The following is a 21,800-nucleotide window of genomic DNA, read 5'->3' as shown; positions in this document are numbered from 1 at the left end:
AATAGGGAGCATATCATTATTTTGGGCGGCTCCTTTTTACTTGTTCGTGCTTGTCACAGTATCAAACCGCTAAAAACCATTCCAACATTCATAACAAAGTGAAAAATTATTGCAGGATAAATACTATTTGTTTTTATTACAATAAACCCATAAAACAATCCACCAATAGAAAATAGTAAACTAATTAATAAAGGTATACCGACTACTAGGTGCAGCAAACCAAAACCAATACTTGTAATGATGATTGCATTAGTTGCGGAAATATATTCTATTAAACTAGTTAGCAATAAACCTCTCCAAATAAGCTCTTCAAGTGTGGCGTTGATTATCGAGAACAATAATGCAAAAACTAAAATTGATTTTATATAACCAGGCTCTTGATCAAGCATAATAGGGGTAAAAACTAATCCTGTTATTATGACACCAATTAGCATAAAGTATGATAATTTGATTGAATGGAAAGGTAATGAAATAGAACTGTTCCAATTTGCTTTGTTGCTAAAAAAAGATATTTTCTTTTTGTGTAAAATGATAACTATACTTAATCCAATAATGATAATAATAAGTAATCCTCTATTAACAAGTATTCTTAATTCTCTTGATATTTCAAAATTATCTATGAATATATTTGTTAGTTGGTAAATAAGAAAACTGATAAGAAAGGCAATAAAAATTGAAGTTATAAAACGATAATTTACATTTACGATATAAATAATCAATAAAAAGAGAATGATAATTATTAAACCAAGGAATAGTCGATATGCAGTAAAGATAATACCGAGAAAAAATGGTATAGCAATTAAGTACAAAGATAAACTTTTGCTAGATAACATTGCAACCTCCTATGTTTGATAGGTTATTTTTACTTCCTCCTCTAAGGGAGCTTAACTAGCTCCCCTTTTATTAAGCTGTTTTTTCTACTTTATCCTTCGGCAAAAAGAATGCAACGACTAGCATGATTGGTAATACAGAGACGATTTTAATCGTATTTTCTATTCCGATATAATCAAGTAAAAAGCCTATTACTACAGCTCCTATTGCCCCCATTCCAAAAGCAAAACCTGTCGTTAGACCTGCCATTGTTCCAATTTTAGTCGGGACCAACTCCTGGGCATAAACAACGGTAACAGAGAAACTAATCATGATAAGCGTTCCGATAATGATTAAGAAAATAAGTGCAACCCATACAGACATATAAGGTAAAAGTAAACAGAATGGCAATGGTCCAACAACTGATAAAATTATCACATTTTTACGACCAATTCGGTCTGATAGAGAACCTCCGAAAAATGTTCCAATTACACCAAATGCCATAAAAATAAAAATAAAGACCTGACCCATTCTTATATTCATATCATAATGATCCATTAAGTAGAAGACATAGAAGTTTGTTATGTTTGTTGTGTAGAATGAGCGGGCAAAAATAATAACTAATAAGAGTGTAAGTGCGATTCCAACTTGTTTTTTTGTTAATGGCGGCAGAGAAGAAATAAGGATCTTTTTCTTTTGTTTCGATAATTTCTCTGCCTCTAGCTGCTGCATATACCATCTGGAAATTTTAAGTAAGATTGCAATTCCAATTGCAGTAAGCAATAATACTATAGCTGCACCGTGCTGACCGTAAACATCTAAAATAAACGCACTAATGAGTGGAGCAAGAGCTTGTCCTGAATTTCCTCCCACCTGATAAATAGATTGAGCAAGCCCACGTTTATTCCCTGCTGACATAAATGAAACACGGGATCCTTCAGGATGGAAGATAGCTGACCCAAAACCTAAAAATAAAACAGCTACAAGGATTAGCCAATATTGTTCTGTTAACACAAGCATTAATAATCCAACGAAGGAGCTCATCATTCCAATTGGCAATGCATAAGGCATCGGCTTTTTATCACTAACAAATCCAACTACTGGCTGAAGTGTAGAAGAAAACATATTTAATACAAATGAGATGATTCCAAGTTCCGTAAATGACAATCCTAAATCTCTCTCGAGTAAAGGGAACATGGCAGGAACAACTGATTGCATTGTATCATTGATTAAATGTGCTATCCCAATCGCAATCATAATAGGGTATATGGGATTATTTAGTGTGTTTTTCGTATCACTCATTTTATTTCCCGCCTTTACAATTAAACTAATATTTACCATTATAGACCTTTTAGTATTAAATAAAAATCTTTGTTTGGAGCTAAAAAAATGTTAAAAAATGGGTCGTTATCAATTACCTAACAATTGATTGGATAAATATAATTATGTTATACTAACGCTAACTTATAAGGAATGGAGGTTTTCCTAAATGGCATCAGTTAGACTACGTTTCCAAGCTTCGAACAGTTAGTTAAATACGTTCAAGGCTCTGCTTATGTTCAGAGTAAATGGGATTGGTCTAGCTATCTTTAGGAAACCTTAACTTTACGAATGTGTAAAAAAGAGGGGGGCAAATCTCCTCTCTTTTTTATTGTCTTAATGTTAAGTATGAAAATTTTACTATAAAAACATGTGAAGTTAACGAATCTTCTTTTTTCCTTTTTTGATCAGTCTATCCATTTACTTTTAAAGGTAATAGCCAGGTTTTTAATTAAAAGAATGTATTGTAATAACGGTTCTAAGTTACTTAAGAAAATCCAAATTAAAAGAAAAGGATGTTTTTTTAATGAACCAAACAGAACTTGCAATGCATCATTGGAAAAGGAATATTATCCTGTTTTTAGGCAGTCAGACAATATCGCTTTTTGGCTCCTCACTAGTTCAGTATGCAATTATGTGGTATATCACATTGACTACACAATCTGGAATTATGATGACCATTTCTATAATTTGCGGATTTGTCCCAGCATTTTTTCTATCACCATTTGCAGGGGTATGGGCAGATCGATATAATCGTAAAATGCTAATCATCTTTTCAGATTCTATGATTGCAGTCTCAACACTTATCCTAGCAATCCTATTTTTAAATGGATATAATGCAATGTGGCTTTTATTTGTAATATCTGCCATTCGTGCGGTAGGTACAGGAATTCAAACTCCTGCAGTTGGGGCAATACTACCTCAAATCGTACCAGAACAATATTTAACAAAAATAAATGGTATAAATGGGAGTATCCAAGCACTTATTATGCTTATTTCTCCTATAGCAAGTGCGGGATTGCTTTCAATGACTACTATCGAAATTATTTTCTTTGTAGATGTATTTACTGCAATTATTGGGGTGCTAACATTATTAGTGTTTTTGAAAATCCCATTACATGCTAAAGCGAAAGAACAACAATCAACAAGTTACTTTAATGATTTTAAAGAAGGCCTATTATATATAAAAAATCATAAGTTTCTTAAACAATTCTTTATGTTTTTTGCGATGTTTTTTATATTAGCTGCTCCAGCATCATTTTTAACACCATTACAAGTAACAAGAACGTTTGGTGCTAATGAATGGTATTTATCAGCAATAGAAATTGCCTTCTCAATTGGTATGATGATTGGCGGCATTATTATGGCTTCATGGGGTGGATTTAACAATAAAACACATACGATGACGCTATCGGCGTTTGGTTTTGGTATTTGTACGTTTTTACTAGGATTAGTTCCATTGTTTTGGATGTACTTAGTCTTCATGGGGATAATAGGAATAGTTATGCCAATGTTTAATACACCTGCTACAGTATTGCTGCAAGAAAAAGTAGAAGAAGATTATCTAGGTAGAGTATTTGGTGTTTTAACAATGATTTCAACTTCAATGATGCCATTAGGAATGCTGGTTTTTGGTCCAATTGCAGACATTATTGCAATTGAATGGCTATTAATTGGAACAGGCATCTTAATCTTCGCCCTTGGATTTTTCCTTCTAGGAAGCAAGGTGCTGATTGAGGTAGGAAAATCGAGTAATGAAAAAGTAAAAGAATAATAAAAAAGAAGATTTCGGCTATTACCGAAATCTTCTCAGGTTGTTGACAAAAGACCTTCAGAATGGGCTTATTCTGAAGGTCTTTTGTAATTTTAATAGATTATTGGGTATTTAACCGACTTATTTGGGGTAAAAACACTCTTCGAGTATTATATTTTAGGCCATTTCTGAAGCTTGCCACGTCCAATTAGCAAGCTTTTTTAAATTCATGGCAGCAAAAGTAAGCATCGCCTGCATAGACAATTTTTTAATTCCACGTAGGGTTGTCCATCGCATACCATGCTTTTCTTTTGCATCTGCAAAGACACGTTCAATCGTTTCTTTACGTCTAGCATATATTTGTTTGATATCACTTTGATGACGAAGATGATCCGCTTCCTCTACATGATGTGCCCAAATATGACGTTCAATGATTTTTCTGTGATCCTTACTACTTGTACATTGAGTAAGTAAAGGACAGTTTACACACTGAGTAGGGTTTGATTTATATTGGCGTTTCCCATCTTTAGTCGTTGTCGTATATTTAAGGACTTGCCCTTCCGGGCAAAGATAGCAATCATAATACTCATCATAGACATATTCATGTTTGCGTAAAAATCCATCCTTTGTTTTTGGTCGTGTATAAGGAAGTGCTGGTTGAATATCATGTTCAAATAAGAATTTAGTAATCGCAGGTGTTTTATAAGCAGCATCGGCAGCAACAGCAAGTGGCTTTTTCACTTTTTCCATTACCTTTTCAACAAGTGGTTGAAGCATATGACTATCATGAACATTACCAGGTGTCACAATTGATCCGAGTATAAATCCATAGCGGTCAGCTGCCGCATGAAATGAGTAAGCAAACTGCTTAGTTCGTTCATCTTTTACATAGTAGCCACTTTCAGGGTCTGTCGTACTTTCTTTAATTTCCTTTATCTCTTCTTTTTCAAATTTATCTGGTGGGAATGGTTTCTTCCCATGATCAATCCGATCTTGATTCAATTCTTCTTGAAGTTTAGCTTCATATGCCCGAGTCTCTTTACGTACCATCTTCTTCTCGAATTTACGTTTATTCGCACTCGCTTTAACATGCGTTGAATCGATGAAAACATGGTCAGCACTTAGTAATCCTTTATCAGCAATTTCTTTAAGTATTCGATAGAAAATCTGTTCAAAGATATCTGTGTCTTGAAAACGACGTTCATAGTTTTTACCGAAGGTTGAAAAGTGTGGTACTTCTGAATGGAAGCCAAATCCTAAAAACCATCGATACGCCATATTCGTTTCGATTTCTTTTATTGTTTGACGCATTGAACGGATTCCAAATACATATTGAACAAATGTCATTTTGATTAATACGACTGGGTCAACACTCGGGCGACCTAATTTAGAATACAGCGGTTCTACTAGTGGATAGATGAAAGAATAATCAATGGCTGATTCAAGCTTTCTAACAAGATGGTCTTTTGGTACAAGTTCTTCAATCGTAATCATCTCAATTTGATCGCGTTCATTTATTTGATTTTTCGACATCATTTCCATTCACCTCAACGTATATTTAGAAGTAGTTGATTGTAGTGTAGGCGGCGACTCCTGCGGGAAAAGCGTGACGGCCGATACCCCGCAGGAGCGTAGCGACGAGGAGGATTGGCCCACGCCCGCGGAAAGCGTCCGCCGAAACGGAAATCAACTAACTTATTCAAAAAGGGTTATTAATTTTATTTTAAAAGAAAAAAGACTGTAGGCAAACTCGAATTTTCGAGTTTGTCTACAGTCTGAGAAGATTTCGGCTATTACCGAAATCTTCTTTTTATCTTAATATGCTAATCCAAATAATGCTTTAATATGTGATAAGTAACGAACGTGGCTTGCTTCTTTCATAAGTGATGCTGGTAATCCTTTAAGTGGAATGTTGTTTTCACCAACAGTTGCAACACCATCTTTACGGCCAAGGCTAGCAAGTGTACCAGAGTTGACTGGGCTAAATGTTTCAAGTTTATGACCACGAAGTGTAGCAAATAAATTATATCCAGCAGTTTCTCCCATTTGCCAAGCGATTTGAGCTGTAGGTGCATATAATGGACGTCCGCCATCTGCTGGCAATGCAACAGAAGCATCTCCAATAACGAATACTTCAGGATGTGAAGTTGATTGAAGGAATTCGTTAATTGTTGCTTTACCGCGATCACAAGCAAGTCCTGATTCTTGAACTAAAGGAAGAGCAGCGACTCCACCAGTCCAGATGAATGTGTTTGCTTCAATAACAGTACCATCTTTAAGAGAAATTCTATTTCCTTCAACACCAGTTACAGGAAGACCAGTTAAGAATTCAACCCCACGTTTTGATAGGGACTCAGTAGCACGTTGAATTAAATCATCTGGAAGTACTGGTAAAATTTTTGGACCAGCTTCTACTAATTTAATGTTTAAATCGCGGAAGTCAACTCCATATTTTTTTGCAACTTTAGGGAAGTTGTCAACTATTTCACCAACGAGTTCAACACCAGTTAAACCGCCACCGCCGATAACGATTGTTCCATCAGCAGGGTTTTTTGATTTTGCAAATTCAGCAATTTTCTTTTCAATATGTGCATTGATGCGATTTGCATCATCTACAGATTTTAACACCATACTATTTTCTTCTAGACCAGGGATACCGAAGAAACCAGTTTGGCTTCCTAGGGCAACTACAAGGTAGTCATATTGTAATACCGATCCATCAGCAAGAAATACTTCTTTATTATTTACTGAGAAAGATTTAACTTCATTTACTACAACATTTACATCTTTCCCTTTAAATAACTTTGTTAAAGGGAATGAAATTGCAGGTTCTGAAATTGTTCCACCCGCAAGACGGTGTAATTCTGTAATAAGTTGATGGGTAGGGTATTTATTCACCACTGTAACATTAGCTTCTTCTCTACCTAAATATTCACGAAATTTTAGAGCAGTTAATAAACCGCCGTAACCTCCACCTAAGATGACGATTTCTTTTGCCATGATAATCCTCCGTCCTAACTAAGTTCTTTGAATGAATCTATACTAAGCTTTTCGTTCAGCTTGAATTTGTAAAAATGCGTTTGCGAAACGCAAAACTTTTTGAACTTCTGGGTCTTTTAATAATTTTAATACACCAAATAAACCAACAGCTTCTGTTGTCTCATCTGCACGCTCTTTTGCTTCAATTGCAGCTGAAGCAAGATTTTTTACTGAGCCAATAACAGGTTCTGCTACTTCTTTAACAGCGTTTACTGTATCGCTTTTTAATACTTCATCAGTAGCTACTAATTGTGCCAAGTCGTAAGCCTTTGTTAAAAGAGTTACAGCCTCAGTCAATTTTGGCAATTGCTCTACCAAAGTACTTAATGATTCTTGAACTTCAGGTTTTAATAATTGATCAAGTAGATCTTGTTTTTGTTGGCTTCCAGTTGACTGTGCTTGAATCAATTCTTCTGACATATCCAATTCTCCTTTACATTGCATTTCTGCTTATTATTTAGATAAGTTTGATAATTATTTCACATATAGCCACTCAATCCAATTAAATCCAATTAATCTTTTTGCTAGATGTGAATTATCTATACAAAAAATTGGTACGTAATTCATGATAATATAAATAATCTCTAAAACAAATAGACTTTTTATAAAAAGATTAGTTGGAAATGCAACAAAAATAAATTAGCAAAATTCAGAAATGGTGGTTTTGTATAAAAATGTTGCAAATTATTGAACATTATGTGCTGTATAGTTTGAATTATACGACTTATCTTTTGAAATTTCTAATAAATATTATTTTTTATTTTTAACTTAATAATAAAGTACGAACATTTAAAAATAACTTTCGTTTACTGCAGCATTAAATCCGAGGAGTTGGTGTTCAAAAGTAATTGTCGAGTAGACACGCAATGTGTCGCCCTTGCTGATGAAGGATATACCTTAGTGCTTATATCAAATTAAATCAAGTTTATTGATTATGATTATTATGAAGTGGCGTCGACAATTTCTTTTTAAACTCCTTTGTATAATTTGTTGCTTCCATCAGTGCTTTTTCTTCGAGTGGAATCCTAACAGACAGCATAAGTATATTGAGTATAGTAAAGCAAAAAGCAGTTATATAAGCTTGAAACATTAATGGAATTAGTAAAATTTCAATACTCACAATTGTATAATTAGGATGTCTTATAAAAAGATACGGCCCCTTTTTAACAACATGGCTTCCTGGAAGAATGATAATTTTCGTATTCCAAAAAGAGCCTAAAGAAACTAAACACCATATTCGCAATGCTTGAACAATTAAAAATAGTATAAAGAGCCATAAAAAAAGAGGGGAGATTCCTCGATTAAATAAAACTACCTCAGCAATTAAACAAAGGAAAAAACTTATATGCATCGCAATCATATATGGATAGTGAGATGCTCCAACTTCATATGCTCCTTTTAACAGCATTTTCTTTTCATTACGTTTCGCAATAATTACTTCTATAATTCTTTGCAATATCACAAGTATAACAAATATAAAAAAGTACATTTTAATCCCTCCATTGAAGTAATACAGCTTCTCCACTGAATCCAGGCCCAAGTGCGACCAATAATCCATATGCATCTAGTGGATTTTCTTTCAACATAAATTGTTCAAGTACATAAAGCACAGTAGGTGAAGACATATTGCCATGCTGTTTCAAAACTTTACGAGATAGGGCTGTATGTTGTTCCGTCAGGTTTAATGTATCTTCATACGCTTTCAGGACTTTCTTGCCACCAGGGTGAGCGATTAAATTATGGAGTTGTTCTTTTGAAATGTGTTGTTCGTTTAGAAAATCGTCGATGAACGGACCTAACCACTTAGAAATAATGGAGGGAATGTCTCTTGAAAAAATAACATGAAAACCATCGTCTTTTATATCCCAACCCATTACATCTTCAGAGTTTGGCAACCATTTTGAAGCGGTGCTTATTATACGTGGGACAAGCCTTTTATTATCCAGATGAACATTATCTCCACATATTAAAATACATGCTACACCGTCAGAAAAAAGAGAGGCTCCAACAAGATTGCTTTTTGAATAGTCATTTTGTTGAAAAGTCAGGCTGCAAAGTTCAATACAAACAACAAGTACTTTTTCATTCGGATGAGCTAAGCAATAATCGAAAGCTCTGCTAACACCTGAAGCTCCGCCTGCACATCCGAGACCCCATAGAGGTATTCGTTTAATGCGATCCGAAAAGGTCAGTTTATTCATAACTCTTGCATCAATACTAGGAGTTGAAATGCCTGTACTCGAAACAAAAATAATTGCGTCAATTTCCTCAGTGGATAAGGGATGTAATAAAAAATTTGTATTTTGGAGACAAGATTTAATGACCTTAACGCTATAGCTTACTGCCAGTTCAATATATAAATTATTCCGTTCCTCAAAGGTATGGTTGACCTTATGCCAGTCAAGGGGAACGCAAAACTGGCGCTGCTCAATTTCACCATTTTCAAATACTTTTAACAACCTTTCTAACTGAGGGATTTTGTTTGTAAAAAGTTCTTTTGTCAATTGTTCTATATTGGATTGTTTTAATACGTGAGGAGGATTATATGTACTAACTGAAGCGATTTTAGGCATGTAAAATCTCCTTTTTTAAAGTTAGTTTTTCCAAGTAGTTTCTAAATATGCAAAGTGAGCTAGCTAAACTAAAAGATCACAAAATTTAGATAGAGAAAATTAAAAGGAGCGGTGATAGTTGAATATCAATGCTCCTTTTTAATCCTATCTAATAATTTTTTGTCATCATTTAGTGTAATTGTTTTTAGCATTAACTCTAAGTATAGTAAAAAATAATCGATACAATCTTTTATTAATTCCGTATATACATAAAAATCAGGGGATTTCTGGTAGTGTAAATAGTCGCTTTTTAGGACTTCCAATAATTTTTTAGAGAATAGATGGATGTTTGTTGCATGAAATTGCTCTAAACATGAAGTTAGGCTACAAAAAAGAATTTCATCCTCCGATTCGGGATGCTCTAAAATGGCGATATCTTTCAGTAAGATTTCAAGCGACTTTATTAAACCGAAAAATGCAATATCGTGATATCCTAGTATTTCCGAATTAATTGATTGTGCATAAAGTTTTTGGAACGTATTCGATGCATTTTTTATTAAGGAATTTTCGTTAAAACCATACTTCGGAATGGATATAAGGTATTTATCATTTGAAATTACTGCATCACCAAAGTCATTAAAGATAAAGTAATGCTTTTTACATGAGGGACAAGATAAAGATATTACACCAATTTTAAAGCTGTCGTTTTCTAAATAATGACTGCGCTCAGGATTTGGATGAATATCTAAATTACAATGAGGGACTTATTAATAACTATGTATTCCTGATTATCATATTCATAATGAATTTTTTTTAATTTTGTTTCATGTTTTTGCATCGGTAAATTGTCTCCTTTAATCTTTTATGAGCCTTGATATATCCATTCTTTGATAAAGCATGAAAGGGCAGTATTATTGTTTATATGATTGCCAAAATTACTATGAAAAATTCGATGATATGTAAAAAATAGGATAATAAAGTATTACAAAATTCCAGTATAGTTTTCTTTATATAAACATCCTTTTAGTACCTTCTGCTTCGCTTTCAGAAAAGATAAATTGGATTGTTGGCTTTGCCTTTCGTCGCAGAAAGGGGACGTCTCATAATTTTATGAGACGTCCCCTCAGGTTGTTGACAAAAGACCTTCAGAATGGGCTTATTCTGAAGGTCTTTTGTAATTTTAATAGATTATTGGGTATTTAACCGACTTATTTGGGGTAAAAACACTCTTCGAGTATTATATTTTAGGCCATTTCTGAAGCTTGCCACGTCCAATTAGCAAGCTTTTTTAAATTCATGGCAGCAAAAGTAAGCATCGCCTGCATAGACAATTTTTTAATTCCACGTAGGGTTGTCCATCGCATACCATGCTTTTCTTTTGCATCTGCAAAGACACGTTCAATCGTTTCTTTACGTCTAGCATATATTTGTTTGATATCACTTTGATGACGAAGATGATCCGCTTCCTCTACATGATGTGCCCAAATATGACGTTCAATGATTTTTCTGTGATCCTTACTACTTGTACATTGAGTAAGTAAAGGACAGTTTACACACTGAGTAGGGTTTGATTTATATTGGCGTTTCCCATCTTTAGTCGTTGTCGCATATTTAAGGACTTGCCCTTCCGGGCAAAGATAGCAATCATAATACTCATCATAGACATATTCATGTTTGCGTAAAAATCCATCCTTTGTTTTTGGTCGTGTATAAGGAAGTGCTGGTTGAATATCATGTTCAAATAAGAATTTAGTAATCGCAGGTGTTTTATAAGCAGCATCGGCAGCAACAGCAAGTGGCTTTTTCACTTTTTCCATTACCTTTTCAACAAGTGGTTGAAGCATATGACTATCATGAACATTACCAGGTGTCACAATTGATCCGAGTATAAATCCATAGCGGTCAGCTGCCGCATGAAATGAGTAAGCAAACTGCTTAGTTCGTTCATCTTTTACATAGTAGCCACTTTCAGGGTCTGTCGTACTTTCTTTAATTTCCTTTATCTCTTCTTTTTCAAATTTATCTGGTGGGAATGGTTTCTTCCCATGATCAATCCGATCTTGATTCAATTCTTCTTGAAGTTTAGCTTCATATGCCCGAGTCTCTTTACGTACCATCTTCTTCTCGAATTTACGTTTATTCGCACTCGCTTTAACATGCGTTGAATCGATGAAAACATGGTCAGCACTTAGTAATCCTTTATCAGCAATTTCTTTAAGTATTCGATAGAAAATCTGTTCAAAGATATCTGTGTCTTGAAAACGACGTTCATAGTTTTTACCGAAGGTTGAAAAGTGTGGTACTTCTGAATGGAAGCCAAATCCTAAAAACCATCGATACGCCATATTCGTTTCGATTTCTTTTATTGTTTGACGCATTGAACGGATTCCAAATACATATTGAACAAATGTCATTTTGATTAATACGACTGGGTCAACACTCGGGCGACCTAATTTAGAATACAGCGGTTCTACTAGTGGATAGATGAAAGAAAAATCAATGGCTGATTCAAGCTTTCTAACAAGATGGTCTTTTGGTACAAGTTCTTCAATCGTAATCATCTCAATTTGATCGCGTTCATTTATTTGATTTTTCGACATCATTTCCATTCACCTCAACGTATATTTAGAAGTAGTTGATTGTAGTGTAGGCGGCGACTCCTGCGGGAAAAGCGTGACGGCCGATACCCCGCAGGAGCGTAGCGACGAGGAGGATTGGCCCACGCCCGCGGAAAGCGTCCGCCGAAACGGAAATCAACTAACTTATTCAAAAAGGGTTATTAATTTTATTTTAAAAGAAAAAAGACTGTAGGCAAACTCGAATTTTCGAGTTTGTCTACAGTCTGAGGGGACGTCTCATAATTTTATGAGACGTCCCCTTTTTTGTGAATTGATAAACAGAAGTTAGTTTTCTTTCAAGAAAATTAAAATAGCATCTCTTAAAAACTCAGTTCCACCTTCAACTGCTTTATCGTAATATGCTTTAAAGCGTTCATCTGCAACATACATTTCCGCTAATCCTGCATGTCCTTCTTTTGTATAGGATGGCCAAGAATACATTAGCCACTCTTTATGTTTTTTGGCTAATTCTTGTGCTAAGGGTGAAGCGGGATCACCCGAATCATAGGCTTTTGGCAAGAGATTAAGAATTTCCTCCCCAAGTTTCTCAAGCCCTTCATAATCTTCCTTGGACATCCCCTGTAGTTTAACGTTTGAATCATTTACTGCTTGATTTCCATACTTTTCTCTTATTTCCTTGCCATACTTCTCTTCGTTTTCTGCTATTAATTTATCTTTAAATGCTTCAAATTTTTCATCATTTTGCATAAAGATTTCTCCTTCCTGATGAGCGATTGTTTTTTCAACCGTCTCGATTAATTTATCTAGGCGGGTACGTTTTTGTATAAGCTTTTTGTAGTGTTGTTGCAAAGCTTGTTTTTGGTCGAAGCTTGGATTGTTCATAATCGAGATAATCGTTTCTAAATCGACGTCTAGTTCACGGAAAAATAAAATTTGTTGTAAACGATCGACCTCATTTTGACCATAAATACGATAACCAGAGCTATTAATTCTTGCTGGTTTTAGTAAATTGATTTCATCGTAATAGCGTAATGTTCGCGCGCTAACATTCGCTAATTTTGCCAACTTGCTAATTGTATATTCCAACGTAACCCCTCCTGATTTTTATCATAAAGATTAACGTAGCGTGAATGTCAATAAATTAATTGAAAAAATTTTTTGAGAATGTTAGAATTTGGATTAAGTTAGTTAGTTGAATAACTAAAAGGGGGTAATACTATGGCAAAACCAAATGTTATTAGTAAAAGTACTCTTATTAATAGCGCCAAAGAATGTATAGTTGAGAACGGCATTGAAAATTTCACTCTGCGATCAGTTGCAGATAAAGCCGAAGTAACTCAAGGAACAATCTATTATCATTTTCGAACGAAAGAACAGCTGCTTGTAGAAATTGTTCAAGGTATTTGTGAATCAGCATGGGATGAACTGTCAAAAAAGGATGAAATAATTGTAAAAGAAGCTTTGCAATCTGCTAAAAGCCGTTGCACCTATGACTCATTTTTTCATAAACTGTTTTTTTCCTTAGTTGCTGCAAGTTTTAATAATGTAAAAATTCGTGAACAATTAGGACAGATATTATCATTAGAAAATGAATCATTGGTTAAAAAAATTACTAGTGCTTGGACACAATCCCCAATAAATGGAGTGGATAATGAAGCTTGGGGTATAATCTTCAACGCCATAATTGATGGAATTGCATTACAAGCAATTTTACAAAAGGATTTCCCGATTGATAAAGTATACGATCAATTAGAGAACTTGATTTTAGGATTAAATTCTTTAAGTATGGGGGATTTGAAAAAATGAACAGCTATTTAAAAACTTCATTATTTGGATTTATTGTTTGGCTTTTTGCAACACTATTTTTTGTTCTGTTTGGGGAGTATGTACTTTATGCACCGGGATCAAAGGGCTTTTTAGTTAGCTTAACTTTATTATTGTTAAGTACTGGTGCTTTGCTATACTTCGCTACAAGAATCTACATGCTCTTCGATAAAACAAAACACGCACCATTAAAATTTGGATTAGTAGGTACTATCATTGGACTCACATTAGATATGTTTTCAATTTCGAATTACAAGACTGTTTTTCCCAGCTTAGAACCATCGCAGGTTATTTCTTTCACAGCATGGATGAGTTTTGCGTATGCACTTTACCTTATTATTCCCATAATGATGGAAATGAAGACTTTAAAAACAAATGAAATTAAAATTTAAAAATGTTTATTATAAATTATTAATCGGATAATATTAATCATGACATACATGCATTTGAAAGGTAGCAGCAATGATGGAAAATAAAAACATTCAAGTAAAGCAGCCCAAGTATCAAAAAATAGCTGCTGATATCGCGTCAAAAATTGTAGAAAAAAAGTATTTGGTCGGGGAAAAAATCTACGCAAGATCTTCCTTGGCAAGCCAGTATGGGGTATCCTCTGAAACAGCAAGAAGGGCAATTGCTGTTCTTCAAGACCTAGAAATAGTAGAGGCTACTAAAGGCAGTGGGGTTATGATTAAATCCTATGAAAAGGCTGCCCAATTTGTTCATCAATTTTTAGAAGTGCAATCGATTTATCAAGTACAGTTAGAGATGCTTGAAAGTATAAAGAGACAAAGGGAAGAGTTGAATGTTTTACAGGAAACGACAGAACGTCTTGTAAGCCGTACAGAAAGATTTAAATCAGTGAATCCTTTTGTACCTTTCCAAGTTGAAATTCTTGAAAACTCTCCATTTATTTCACAATCCATTGGAACAATTAATTTTTGGCAAAATACAATGGCGACAATTGTTGGAATTCGGCGAGGGGATGAACTATTAATCTCACCTGGACCTTATGCAACTTTCCAAGAGCATGACATTATTTACTTCATAGGAAACGATGAATGTTTAGAGCGAGTACAAAAATTTTTATATCCAAATTAACGAAGGAATAGCTGAATATTGATTTCTACAAATTTCATTAATCTGCTCAATCTACTTATTAGTATTGAGCAGATTTTTATTTGTTTAGTTTGAATGAAGGCAACTTCTTTAAAATACATTGTATTTTTAGTTGTGGTGAGTTCAAAAAGATTAATTTTAATCTGTAAGAATCGACGTCCTGATGCTTTGCATCTGCCAAAAAACTTGGAACAAAATTTAATATAGAAAAATCGCAATTCACAATTATGTAGAATTGCAATTTTTTCTTTCAAACTCTTTATAGGAATTTATTTTCTAGAAGATACATATATTGGATATTTGACACAAGTAACAACCTTTTGTTACGATTAGGTTGTCACTTTGTTGTAATCTTATTGATATATCTATGAAAATAATTGGAAAGGAGTATGGTATGGAGAAAATTAGAGTAGAACATGTTACGAAAATTTTCGGTAAGCATATTGGCAATGCCTTGAAGCTTGTCGAGCAAAAACAAAGTAAAACTGAAATATTAAAACAAACAGGTGCTACGATAGGCGTTTATGATGCAAGCTTCACAGTTAATGAAGGTGAAATATTTGTTATTATGGGTCTTTCAGGCAGTGGTAAGTCAACATTGGTTAGATTATTAAATCACCTCATCGAACCTACTAGTGGCAGTATCTACATAGATAACGAAAACATCTCCAAAATGAACAAACAACAGCTCAGAAAAATTAGACGTGAAAAAATGAGCATGGTGTTTCAAAACTTCGGTTTATTTCCACAGCGAACAGTATTAGCAAATACCGAATATGGATTAGAGGTACGCGGCATCTCAAAAGAAGAACGACGATTGAAAGCAGAAAAGGCTTTAGAAAATGCGGGATTATTACCATATAAGGATCAATATCCGAACCAGCTTTCAGGTGGTATGCAGCAACGTGTTGGTTTAGCAAGAGCATTAGCAAATGACCCTGATATTTTGTTAATGGATGAAGCTTTTTCTGCGCTCGATCCATTAATACGAAAAGACATGCAAGATGAACTATTAGATTTACAACAAAAACTTAAAAAGACAATTATTTTCATAACGCATGATCTAAATGAAGCTTTACGTATTGGAGACCGCATCGCACTAATGAAAGATGGGAAAATCATCCAAGTTGGAACAGGGGAAGAAATTTTAACTAATCCCGCGAATGATTATGTTAAGACTTTCCTTGAAGATGTTGACCGTTCAAAAGTGCTAACAGTGGAAAATGCAATGATACGCCCAATCTCAGTAAATATTGAGATGGATGGACCGAAAGTGGCTTTGCAACGTATGCGTGAAGAAGAGGTAAGTGTATTGCTTGCCGTTGACAAAAAGAGAGAGTTTAAAGGTTATATTACTGCGGATGATGCACTGGAGGCATCAAAACGCGGTGAAAAAAGCGTGGTCGGTTTCTTAAAAACAGATATGCCAACAGTACCACCAGATATGCTTATTCAAGATGTATTAGGTCTCATTTCCGAATCACCGACACCTATTGCAGTTGTAAATGAAAATAAACTTGCTGGGGTATTAATAAGAGGCGTTGTTATCCAATCACTTGCTTCTAATTCTGAGGGGGTGAATAAGGATGAGTAAGATGCTGGATAGTATTCCTAGCTTACCTGTTGCAGATGCAGTTGAGAGCTTTATGGACTTGTTAACTGGAAATTTTTCATCGCTATTTGAATTTGTTCAAAGTGGCGGCAAAACAGCAATGGAGTTTATTACAGATATACTCATTGCTGTTCCACCGGTTGTATTTATTATTCTTATAGCGCTTATAGCGTTTTTTGCAACGAGAAAGAAATTTGGATTAGCAGTATTCTCAATAATAGGGTTGTTATTTATATATAACCAAGGTTTATGGGAAGAGTTAATGAATACGATAACGCTTGTCATATTTGCAAGTATTATCGCAATTATTATAGGTATTCCTTTTGGTATTTTAATGTCGAAAAGTTCAATTGCAGAAGCAATTGTCAAACCTATATTAGATTTCATGCAAACAATGCCTGGTTTTGTATATTTAATACCGGCTGTTGCTTTTTTTGGTATTGGAGTTGTACCTGGTGTTTTTGCGTCAGTTATTTTCGCTTTGCCACCGACAGTTCGTTTTACTAACTTAGGAATACGACAAGTACCAAGAGAATTAGTAGAAGCTGCTGATTCTTATGGTAGTACTGGATGGCAAAAACTTATAAAAGTTGAATTGCCACTAGCAAAATCTACAATTATGGCAGGTATTAACCAAACCGTACTGTTATCTTTATCGATGGTAGTTATTGCTTCAATGATTGGTGCTCCTGGTTTAGGTCGAGAAGTATTATCTGCTTTGCAACGTGCTCAAGTAGGCAATGGTTTTGTTGCGGGACTTAGTCTAGTAATCTTTGCTATTATTGTTGATCGTTTAACGCAAAGCTTGAATAAAAAGAAATAAAAATAGAAAGGGAGATTGGATGAACTTAAAAAAATTAAAAATGATGGGCTTAGTGCTTGGTATGGGTGCAATATTAGCAGCATGCGGTGGTGCTAATGAAGGTGAAAATGCTTCTGAATCAACAGGTGATTCGAATGGAGCAGCAAAAGAAGAATCTAAGGAAATTAACTTAGCATATGTTGAATGGGATACTGAAGTAGCTTCGACACATGTTGTAGGGAAAGTATTAGAAGATTTAGGCTATGATGTTACATTAACTCCATTAGATAACGCAATTATGTGGGAAGCAGTTGCTAATGGTGAGGCAGATGCAATGGTGGCTGGCTGGCTGCCAAATACACATGCTGCACAATATAAACAATATAAAGACAGTCTAGTTGAGCTAGGCGAAAATTTAACAGGTGCTAAAATTGGCTTAGTAGTGCCTTCTTATATGGATGTCGATTCAATTGAAGATTTAACAGATGAAGCAAACAAGGCAATTACAGGTATTGAACCTGGTGCAGGTGTTATGGCTGCAACAGAACAAGCCTTAGAAGAATATGAAAACTTAGCGGATTGGGAATTGCTACCATCTTCTTCTGGTGCAATGACTGTTGCATTAGGGCAAGCAATTGAAAATGAAGAAGAAGTAATTGTTACAGGCTGGTCTCCACACTGGAAATTCTCATCTTATGATTTGAAATATTTAGAAGATCCTAAAGGTGTATTTGGTGGAGAAGAAACAATTAATACATTTGCTCGCCAAGGATTAGAGGAAGAAATGCCTGAAGCTTATAAAGTATTAGATGCATTCCACTGGACAACAGAAGATATTGAAGCTGTAATGCTTGAAATAAACGGCGGCACTGACCCAGAAGAAGCAGCTGCAAAATGGGTACAAGAAAACCCAGATAAAGTAGCTGAATGGACAGAAAGTGTAGAATAAGCTAGGTTTGAATCATTAATTTCTAATAAGAATTCTATATTAATGGATGTTAAGAATATTAACATTGCTAAAAAATAAAAGGAGTTATCTAAATTTTAGATAACTCCTTAAATTTTAAGGAGATAGAAAATTGAGGAAATTAAAATTACTGAAAACAATGCTTGGTTTATCTGTCGCTTTACTATTAACTGGCTGTGGTAGCGAAGCAGGATCGAAAAATGTACAGGGTAGTGGGAATGCCGAAGGGGATCCTGCGAATTTAGGTGAACAATTAAATTATACGATTACAGGAATAGAACCTGGAGCAGGAACGACGGAGCTTGCTAGAAACACTTTAGAGGAATATGAAAATCTAAAGGGCTGGGAACTTATAGAAAGCTCCACTGCAGGAATGTTATCTTCTCTGGATAAAGCGATAAATAATGAGGAACCAATTATTATAACAGGTTGGACTCCACACTGGATGTTTGTTAATTATGATTTAAAATATTTAGAAGATCCAAAAGGTACATTTGGAGGAATTGAAAATATCAACACAATTGTAAGAAAAGGTTTCGAAGAGGACATGCCAGATGCATATAAAATTGTTGATCGATTTTATTGGGAACCGAAAGATATGGAAGAAGTGATGTTTGCCGCACAAGATATTTCTTTTGAAGAGGCAGCAAAAAATTGGGTAGAAAAAAATCAAGATAAAGTTGCTGAATGGACAGAAGGCACGGAAAAGGTAGATGGAAAAGAGATTGAATTAGTATCAACACCTTGGGATACTGAACGTGCTTCCGGTAATGTGATGAAAACAATATTAGAGCAACAAGGCTATAAGGTAACATTAACACCAGTCGATCCAGTGATTATGTTCCAGGCAATTGCTTCGGGTGAAGGTGATGTATCGGTTGCTCCATGGTTGCCTGCAACACATGCTTCTTTCTATGAACAATATAAGGATGACATTATCGATTTAGGTGAAAACTTAATAGGTGCCAAGATTGGCATGGTAGTTCCAAAATATATGGATATCGATTCAATCGAGGATATACCTCCTATAGAGTAACTTGTGTTAATTAGTATTTTAAAAGGAGAATTCCGTAGTGGAGTTCTCCTTTTAAAATTTTAATAATAGGCTATTTATCTAATTGATCGTAACCAATTACTGTCCAAATCCCTGTTGGATCCTGTCTGATTAAACGTTTCAAATAGACAATGTTGATTGGTGTATCCTCATCATTCACTTCTACGACAGCAATTTCATCTGTACTATACAGTAATTTTAAATTGCCAATCTCGATAGGATAGTCTCCTTCTATACCACCAGGCGAAACCTGCAAACTAACAAATACTTGAGTTGTCATAAGAGGATCTAATCTCCAAGGAGAATGTCCTTCATCTACACTTTTTTGTGCATTCTTTTCTTTTGTTATGTCATACGGTACCTCTACTTGTGGATCGATATCGTATTCCTTTGCTTGAACAGGAAAGATGATATTGTTATAAACATCAAGGCTTTCTAGTTCATAAATCAGCTCATTCGATTCAAGAAATGCAGGAATTGCTTTTTCTTCAATGATATCCACAGTAAAAACCTCCGTCTTCTATAGGTGTGTGAAAGACTATCGTTATTATTTACATTATATCTATTTTTATGAATTATATTTGTTAAGAACTTTATTAATGGTACGATTTAATTCCTCAATATTAATTTTATTTACTTTTGAGTTATCGATTTTATATTTTTCTTTTAATTGAAGAATTCGTGTTACACTTTCATCAATTCTTTCTTCTGATATTTCTCCGCTTTCTACAGCTTTTTTTAATGCTTGAAAACTAGAAATGACATTATGATAATCGTGAGCGATTAAGATAATATCACTGCCCGCTTTTACAGAGTTAACAGCAGCTGCTGTAATATCATAGTTATTTGTAATTGCCTTCATTGTTAAATCATCTGTAATGACTACTCCATCAAAATTAAGTTGTTCTCTTAAAATTCCCGTAATTATCTCTTTAGACATAGATGATGGGAATGTTGAATCAATTTTTGGAAGAAGAATATGGGCAACCATTACAACATCGGTTCCTTCGGCAAAAGCCTTTTTAAAAGGAATAAGCTCAAGTTTCTTAAGTTGGTCTAATGATTTATTTACTACAGGCAAGTCTAAATGTGAATCTACGGCAGTATCTCCGTGTCCAGGGAAATGTTTTACAACAGAAATAATATTCTGTGACTGCAATCCTTTCATAACCTCTATACCAAAGGAACTAACTATATCAGGGTTGTCTCCAAATGACCGATCACCAATTACAGGATTTTTCGGATTACTATTTACATCTAATACTGGTGCAAAGTTTAAATTAAAACCAAAAGCAGATAATTCTTTTCCAAGTATTTTGCCAATATCATGGGCAAAAAATACGTCATTCGACTCACTTATTTTTTTACTTGAAGGGATGCCAATCAATTCTTTAGGCAGTCTTGAAATGCGCCCACCTTCTTCATCAATGCCTAAAAATAAAGGGAAATCATTTTTTTCATTAACTGATTTAATTTCATTTAGTAAATTAAGTGTTTGATTTGTTGATACTAAATTCCCTTTAAAAAAAATAATGCCTCCAACTTTATATTCATTAATTAACGACAAATCATTTTCATTGAGGGTCTTTCCTGAGATGCCTGTAAAAATCATTTGACCTATTTTTTCTTCTAAAGTCATCTTTGAAATTTTATTTTGTATTTGTTGTATCATTAAATTATTTTGGGATAAAACAGAAATATGATGTACTTTTGGATTTGGTTCACTTTCTGTTGGACGCGGCAATATCCATTTTAATTGGTATGTTAAACTAACATTGTAAATTAGTATGATTTGATCATTATTTTTATCTTGGTAATATGTTATTTTATCCGGCTTGCCGGCAAAAGCTTCGATATCCTTTAAACGAATTGTATTTAAATCAGATTTATAAGAACGAACATCAACTACAACTGAATTGACCGAACCGATTGTTGCTTCGTATGAAATATAATCTGAATAATCCCCAACTGAAGTATTGTCAATCACATTTGGATTACCCCACAATTCAATTACTTCCTCTAAATTCGTTTTTCCTGCGATAAATGGTGCGTTCAGGATTTTTCCCTGTTTCGATTGAGTAAAGATATCTTCAAGAAGGACAGGTGAATAGTCCTCAACTTTAGTTTCAGACTCATTAGCTATTTGTGAATCACTCTTTTCAGCATTTTTATATAAAAACATAGAACAGCCTAAAATGATAACGATAGTAAGAAGGACAAAAAACATTTTCTTATTCATTTAAATACACCTCAATTGTAAATAAACTGTATTCTTATTAGCTAATTAACAGTTTGTAAAGAACATAATCAGCGTTGAATCAAGGTGATTTCCCAGGAAATGACCTATATATCAATCATTCGTTTTTATTCGA

General features: G+C 34.3%; 19 protein-coding genes. 8 read left to right on the top strand and 11 right to left on the bottom strand.

Annotation, left to right across the window (positions count from 1 at the left end):
* Positions 1–53: 53 nt before the first annotated feature.
* Both MKY04_RS20300 and MKY04_RS20295 read right to left on the bottom strand, forming a co-directional pair.
* On the bottom strand, positions 54–833 hold the full coding sequence (locus MKY04_RS20300; protein ID WP_346235054.1) for a CPBP family intramembrane glutamic endopeptidase: 780 nt from the start codon (positions 831–833) through the stop codon (positions 54–56).
* Between the two features lie 70 nt (positions 834–903).
* Positions 904–2,112: an MFS transporter gene (locus tag MKY04_RS20295; RefSeq protein ID WP_346235053.1), complete on the bottom strand. Its 1,209-nt coding sequence runs from the start codon at positions 2,110–2,112 to the stop codon at positions 904–906.
* A gap of 544 nt (positions 2,113–2,656) precedes the next feature.
* Between MKY04_RS20295 and MKY04_RS20290 the strand changes: the two genes are divergently transcribed.
* A complete protein-coding gene (locus MKY04_RS20290) occupies positions 2,657–3,904 on the top strand; it encodes an MFS transporter (RefSeq protein WP_346235052.1) in 1,248 nt (415 codons plus the stop codon).
* Between the two features lie 156 nt (positions 3,905–4,060).
* Here the strand turns inward: MKY04_RS20290 and MKY04_RS20285 are convergent, their stop codons facing one another.
* The 7 genes from MKY04_RS20285 to MKY04_RS20255 form a co-directional block, all read right to left on the bottom strand.
* Entirely contained in the window at positions 4,061–5,419 is a 1,359-nt protein-coding gene (locus tag MKY04_RS20285) for an IS1182 family transposase (RefSeq protein WP_346235867.1), read from the bottom strand.
* Between the two features lie 279 nt (positions 5,420–5,698).
* A complete protein-coding gene (locus MKY04_RS20280) occupies positions 5,699–6,883 on the bottom strand; it encodes an NAD(P)/FAD-dependent oxidoreductase (protein WP_346235051.1) in 1,185 nt (394 codons plus the stop codon).
* Between the two features lie 42 nt (positions 6,884–6,925).
* Complete coding sequence (locus tag MKY04_RS20275; RefSeq protein WP_346235050.1) at positions 6,926–7,342, bottom strand: DUF1641 domain-containing protein; 417 nt, start codon at positions 7,340–7,342, stop codon at positions 6,926–6,928.
* Positions 7,343–7,847: 505 nt separating this feature from the next.
* Positions 7,848–8,411, bottom strand: a complete 564-nt coding sequence (locus tag MKY04_RS20270) for an isoprenylcysteine carboxyl methyltransferase family protein (protein WP_346235049.1) — start codon at positions 8,409–8,411, stop codon at positions 7,848–7,850.
* A 1-nt stretch (position 8,412) separates the two neighbouring features.
* On the bottom strand, positions 8,413–9,495 hold the full coding sequence (locus MKY04_RS20265; RefSeq protein WP_346235048.1) for a type III polyketide synthase: 1,083 nt from the start codon (positions 9,493–9,495) through the stop codon (positions 8,413–8,415).
* A gap of 1,223 nt (positions 9,496–10,718) precedes the next feature.
* The gene (locus MKY04_RS20260) at positions 10,719–12,077 is read right to left on the bottom strand and encodes an IS1182 family transposase (protein ID WP_346235861.1); all 1,359 of its coding nucleotides are present in this window, start codon (positions 12,075–12,077) and stop codon (positions 10,719–10,721) included.
* 300 nt (positions 12,078–12,377) lie between these two features.
* Complete coding sequence (locus MKY04_RS20255; protein ID WP_346235047.1) at positions 12,378–13,139, bottom strand: MerR family transcriptional regulator; 762 nt, start codon at positions 13,137–13,139, stop codon at positions 12,378–12,380.
* A gap of 132 nt (positions 13,140–13,271) precedes the next feature.
* Between MKY04_RS20255 and MKY04_RS20250 the strand changes: the two genes are divergently transcribed.
* The 7 genes from MKY04_RS20250 to MKY04_RS20220 all read left to right on the top strand — a co-directional run bounded on the left by MKY04_RS20250 (position 13,272) and on the right by MKY04_RS20220 (position 19,410).
* Complete coding sequence (locus MKY04_RS20250; protein ID WP_346235046.1) at positions 13,272–13,859, top strand: TetR/AcrR family transcriptional regulator; 588 nt, start codon at positions 13,272–13,274, stop codon at positions 13,857–13,859.
* On the top strand, positions 13,856–14,269 hold the full coding sequence (locus MKY04_RS20245) for a DUF5367 family protein (RefSeq protein ID WP_346235045.1): 414 nt from the start codon (positions 13,856–13,858) through the stop codon (positions 14,267–14,269). The genes MKY04_RS20250 and MKY04_RS20245 overlap by 4 nt, the downstream gene beginning before the upstream one ends.
* A gap of 73 nt (positions 14,270–14,342) precedes the next feature.
* Positions 14,343–14,975: a TrkA C-terminal domain-containing protein gene (locus MKY04_RS20240; RefSeq protein ID WP_346235044.1), complete on the top strand. Its 633-nt coding sequence runs from the start codon at positions 14,343–14,345 to the stop codon at positions 14,973–14,975.
* Between the two features lie 412 nt (positions 14,976–15,387).
* Entirely contained in the window at positions 15,388–16,587 is a 1,200-nt protein-coding gene (locus MKY04_RS20235) for a quaternary amine ABC transporter ATP-binding protein (RefSeq protein WP_126293396.1), read from the top strand.
* On the top strand, positions 16,580–17,428 hold the full coding sequence (locus MKY04_RS20230) for an ABC transporter permease (RefSeq protein WP_126293395.1): 849 nt from the start codon (positions 16,580–16,582) through the stop codon (positions 17,426–17,428). Before MKY04_RS20235 ends, MKY04_RS20230 begins: the two co-directional genes overlap by 8 nt.
* Before the next feature lie 19 nt (positions 17,429–17,447).
* Positions 17,448–18,356: a glycine betaine ABC transporter substrate-binding protein gene (locus MKY04_RS20225; protein ID WP_346235043.1), complete on the top strand. Its 909-nt coding sequence runs from the start codon at positions 17,448–17,450 to the stop codon at positions 18,354–18,356.
* Between the two features lie 130 nt (positions 18,357–18,486).
* Positions 18,487–19,410, top strand: a complete 924-nt coding sequence (locus MKY04_RS20220) for a glycine betaine ABC transporter substrate-binding protein (RefSeq protein WP_346235042.1) — start codon at positions 18,487–18,489, stop codon at positions 19,408–19,410.
* A gap of 70 nt (positions 19,411–19,480) precedes the next feature.
* Here the strand turns inward: MKY04_RS20220 and MKY04_RS20215 are convergent, their stop codons facing one another.
* Together MKY04_RS20215 and nagZ are read right to left on the bottom strand one after the other, a co-directional pair.
* Positions 19,481–19,930 carry a hypothetical protein gene (locus tag MKY04_RS20215; protein WP_126293393.1) on the bottom strand — a complete coding sequence of 150 codons (450 nt, stop codon included), beginning with the start codon at positions 19,928–19,930 and terminating at the stop codon, positions 19,481–19,483.
* A 66-nt stretch (positions 19,931–19,996) separates the two neighbouring features.
* Positions 19,997–21,667: a beta-N-acetylhexosaminidase gene (gene nagZ, locus MKY04_RS20210; protein ID WP_346235041.1), complete on the bottom strand. Its 1,671-nt coding sequence runs from the start codon at positions 21,665–21,667 to the stop codon at positions 19,997–19,999.
* Positions 21,668–21,800: the final 133 nt, after the last annotated feature.

Source organism: Lysinibacillus telephonicus, assembly GCF_039654155.1.
GTDB lineage: Bacteria > Bacillota > Bacilli > Bacillales_A > Planococcaceae > Ureibacillus > Ureibacillus telephonicus.
This window is presented reverse-complemented; position numbering and strand designations above follow the sequence as displayed.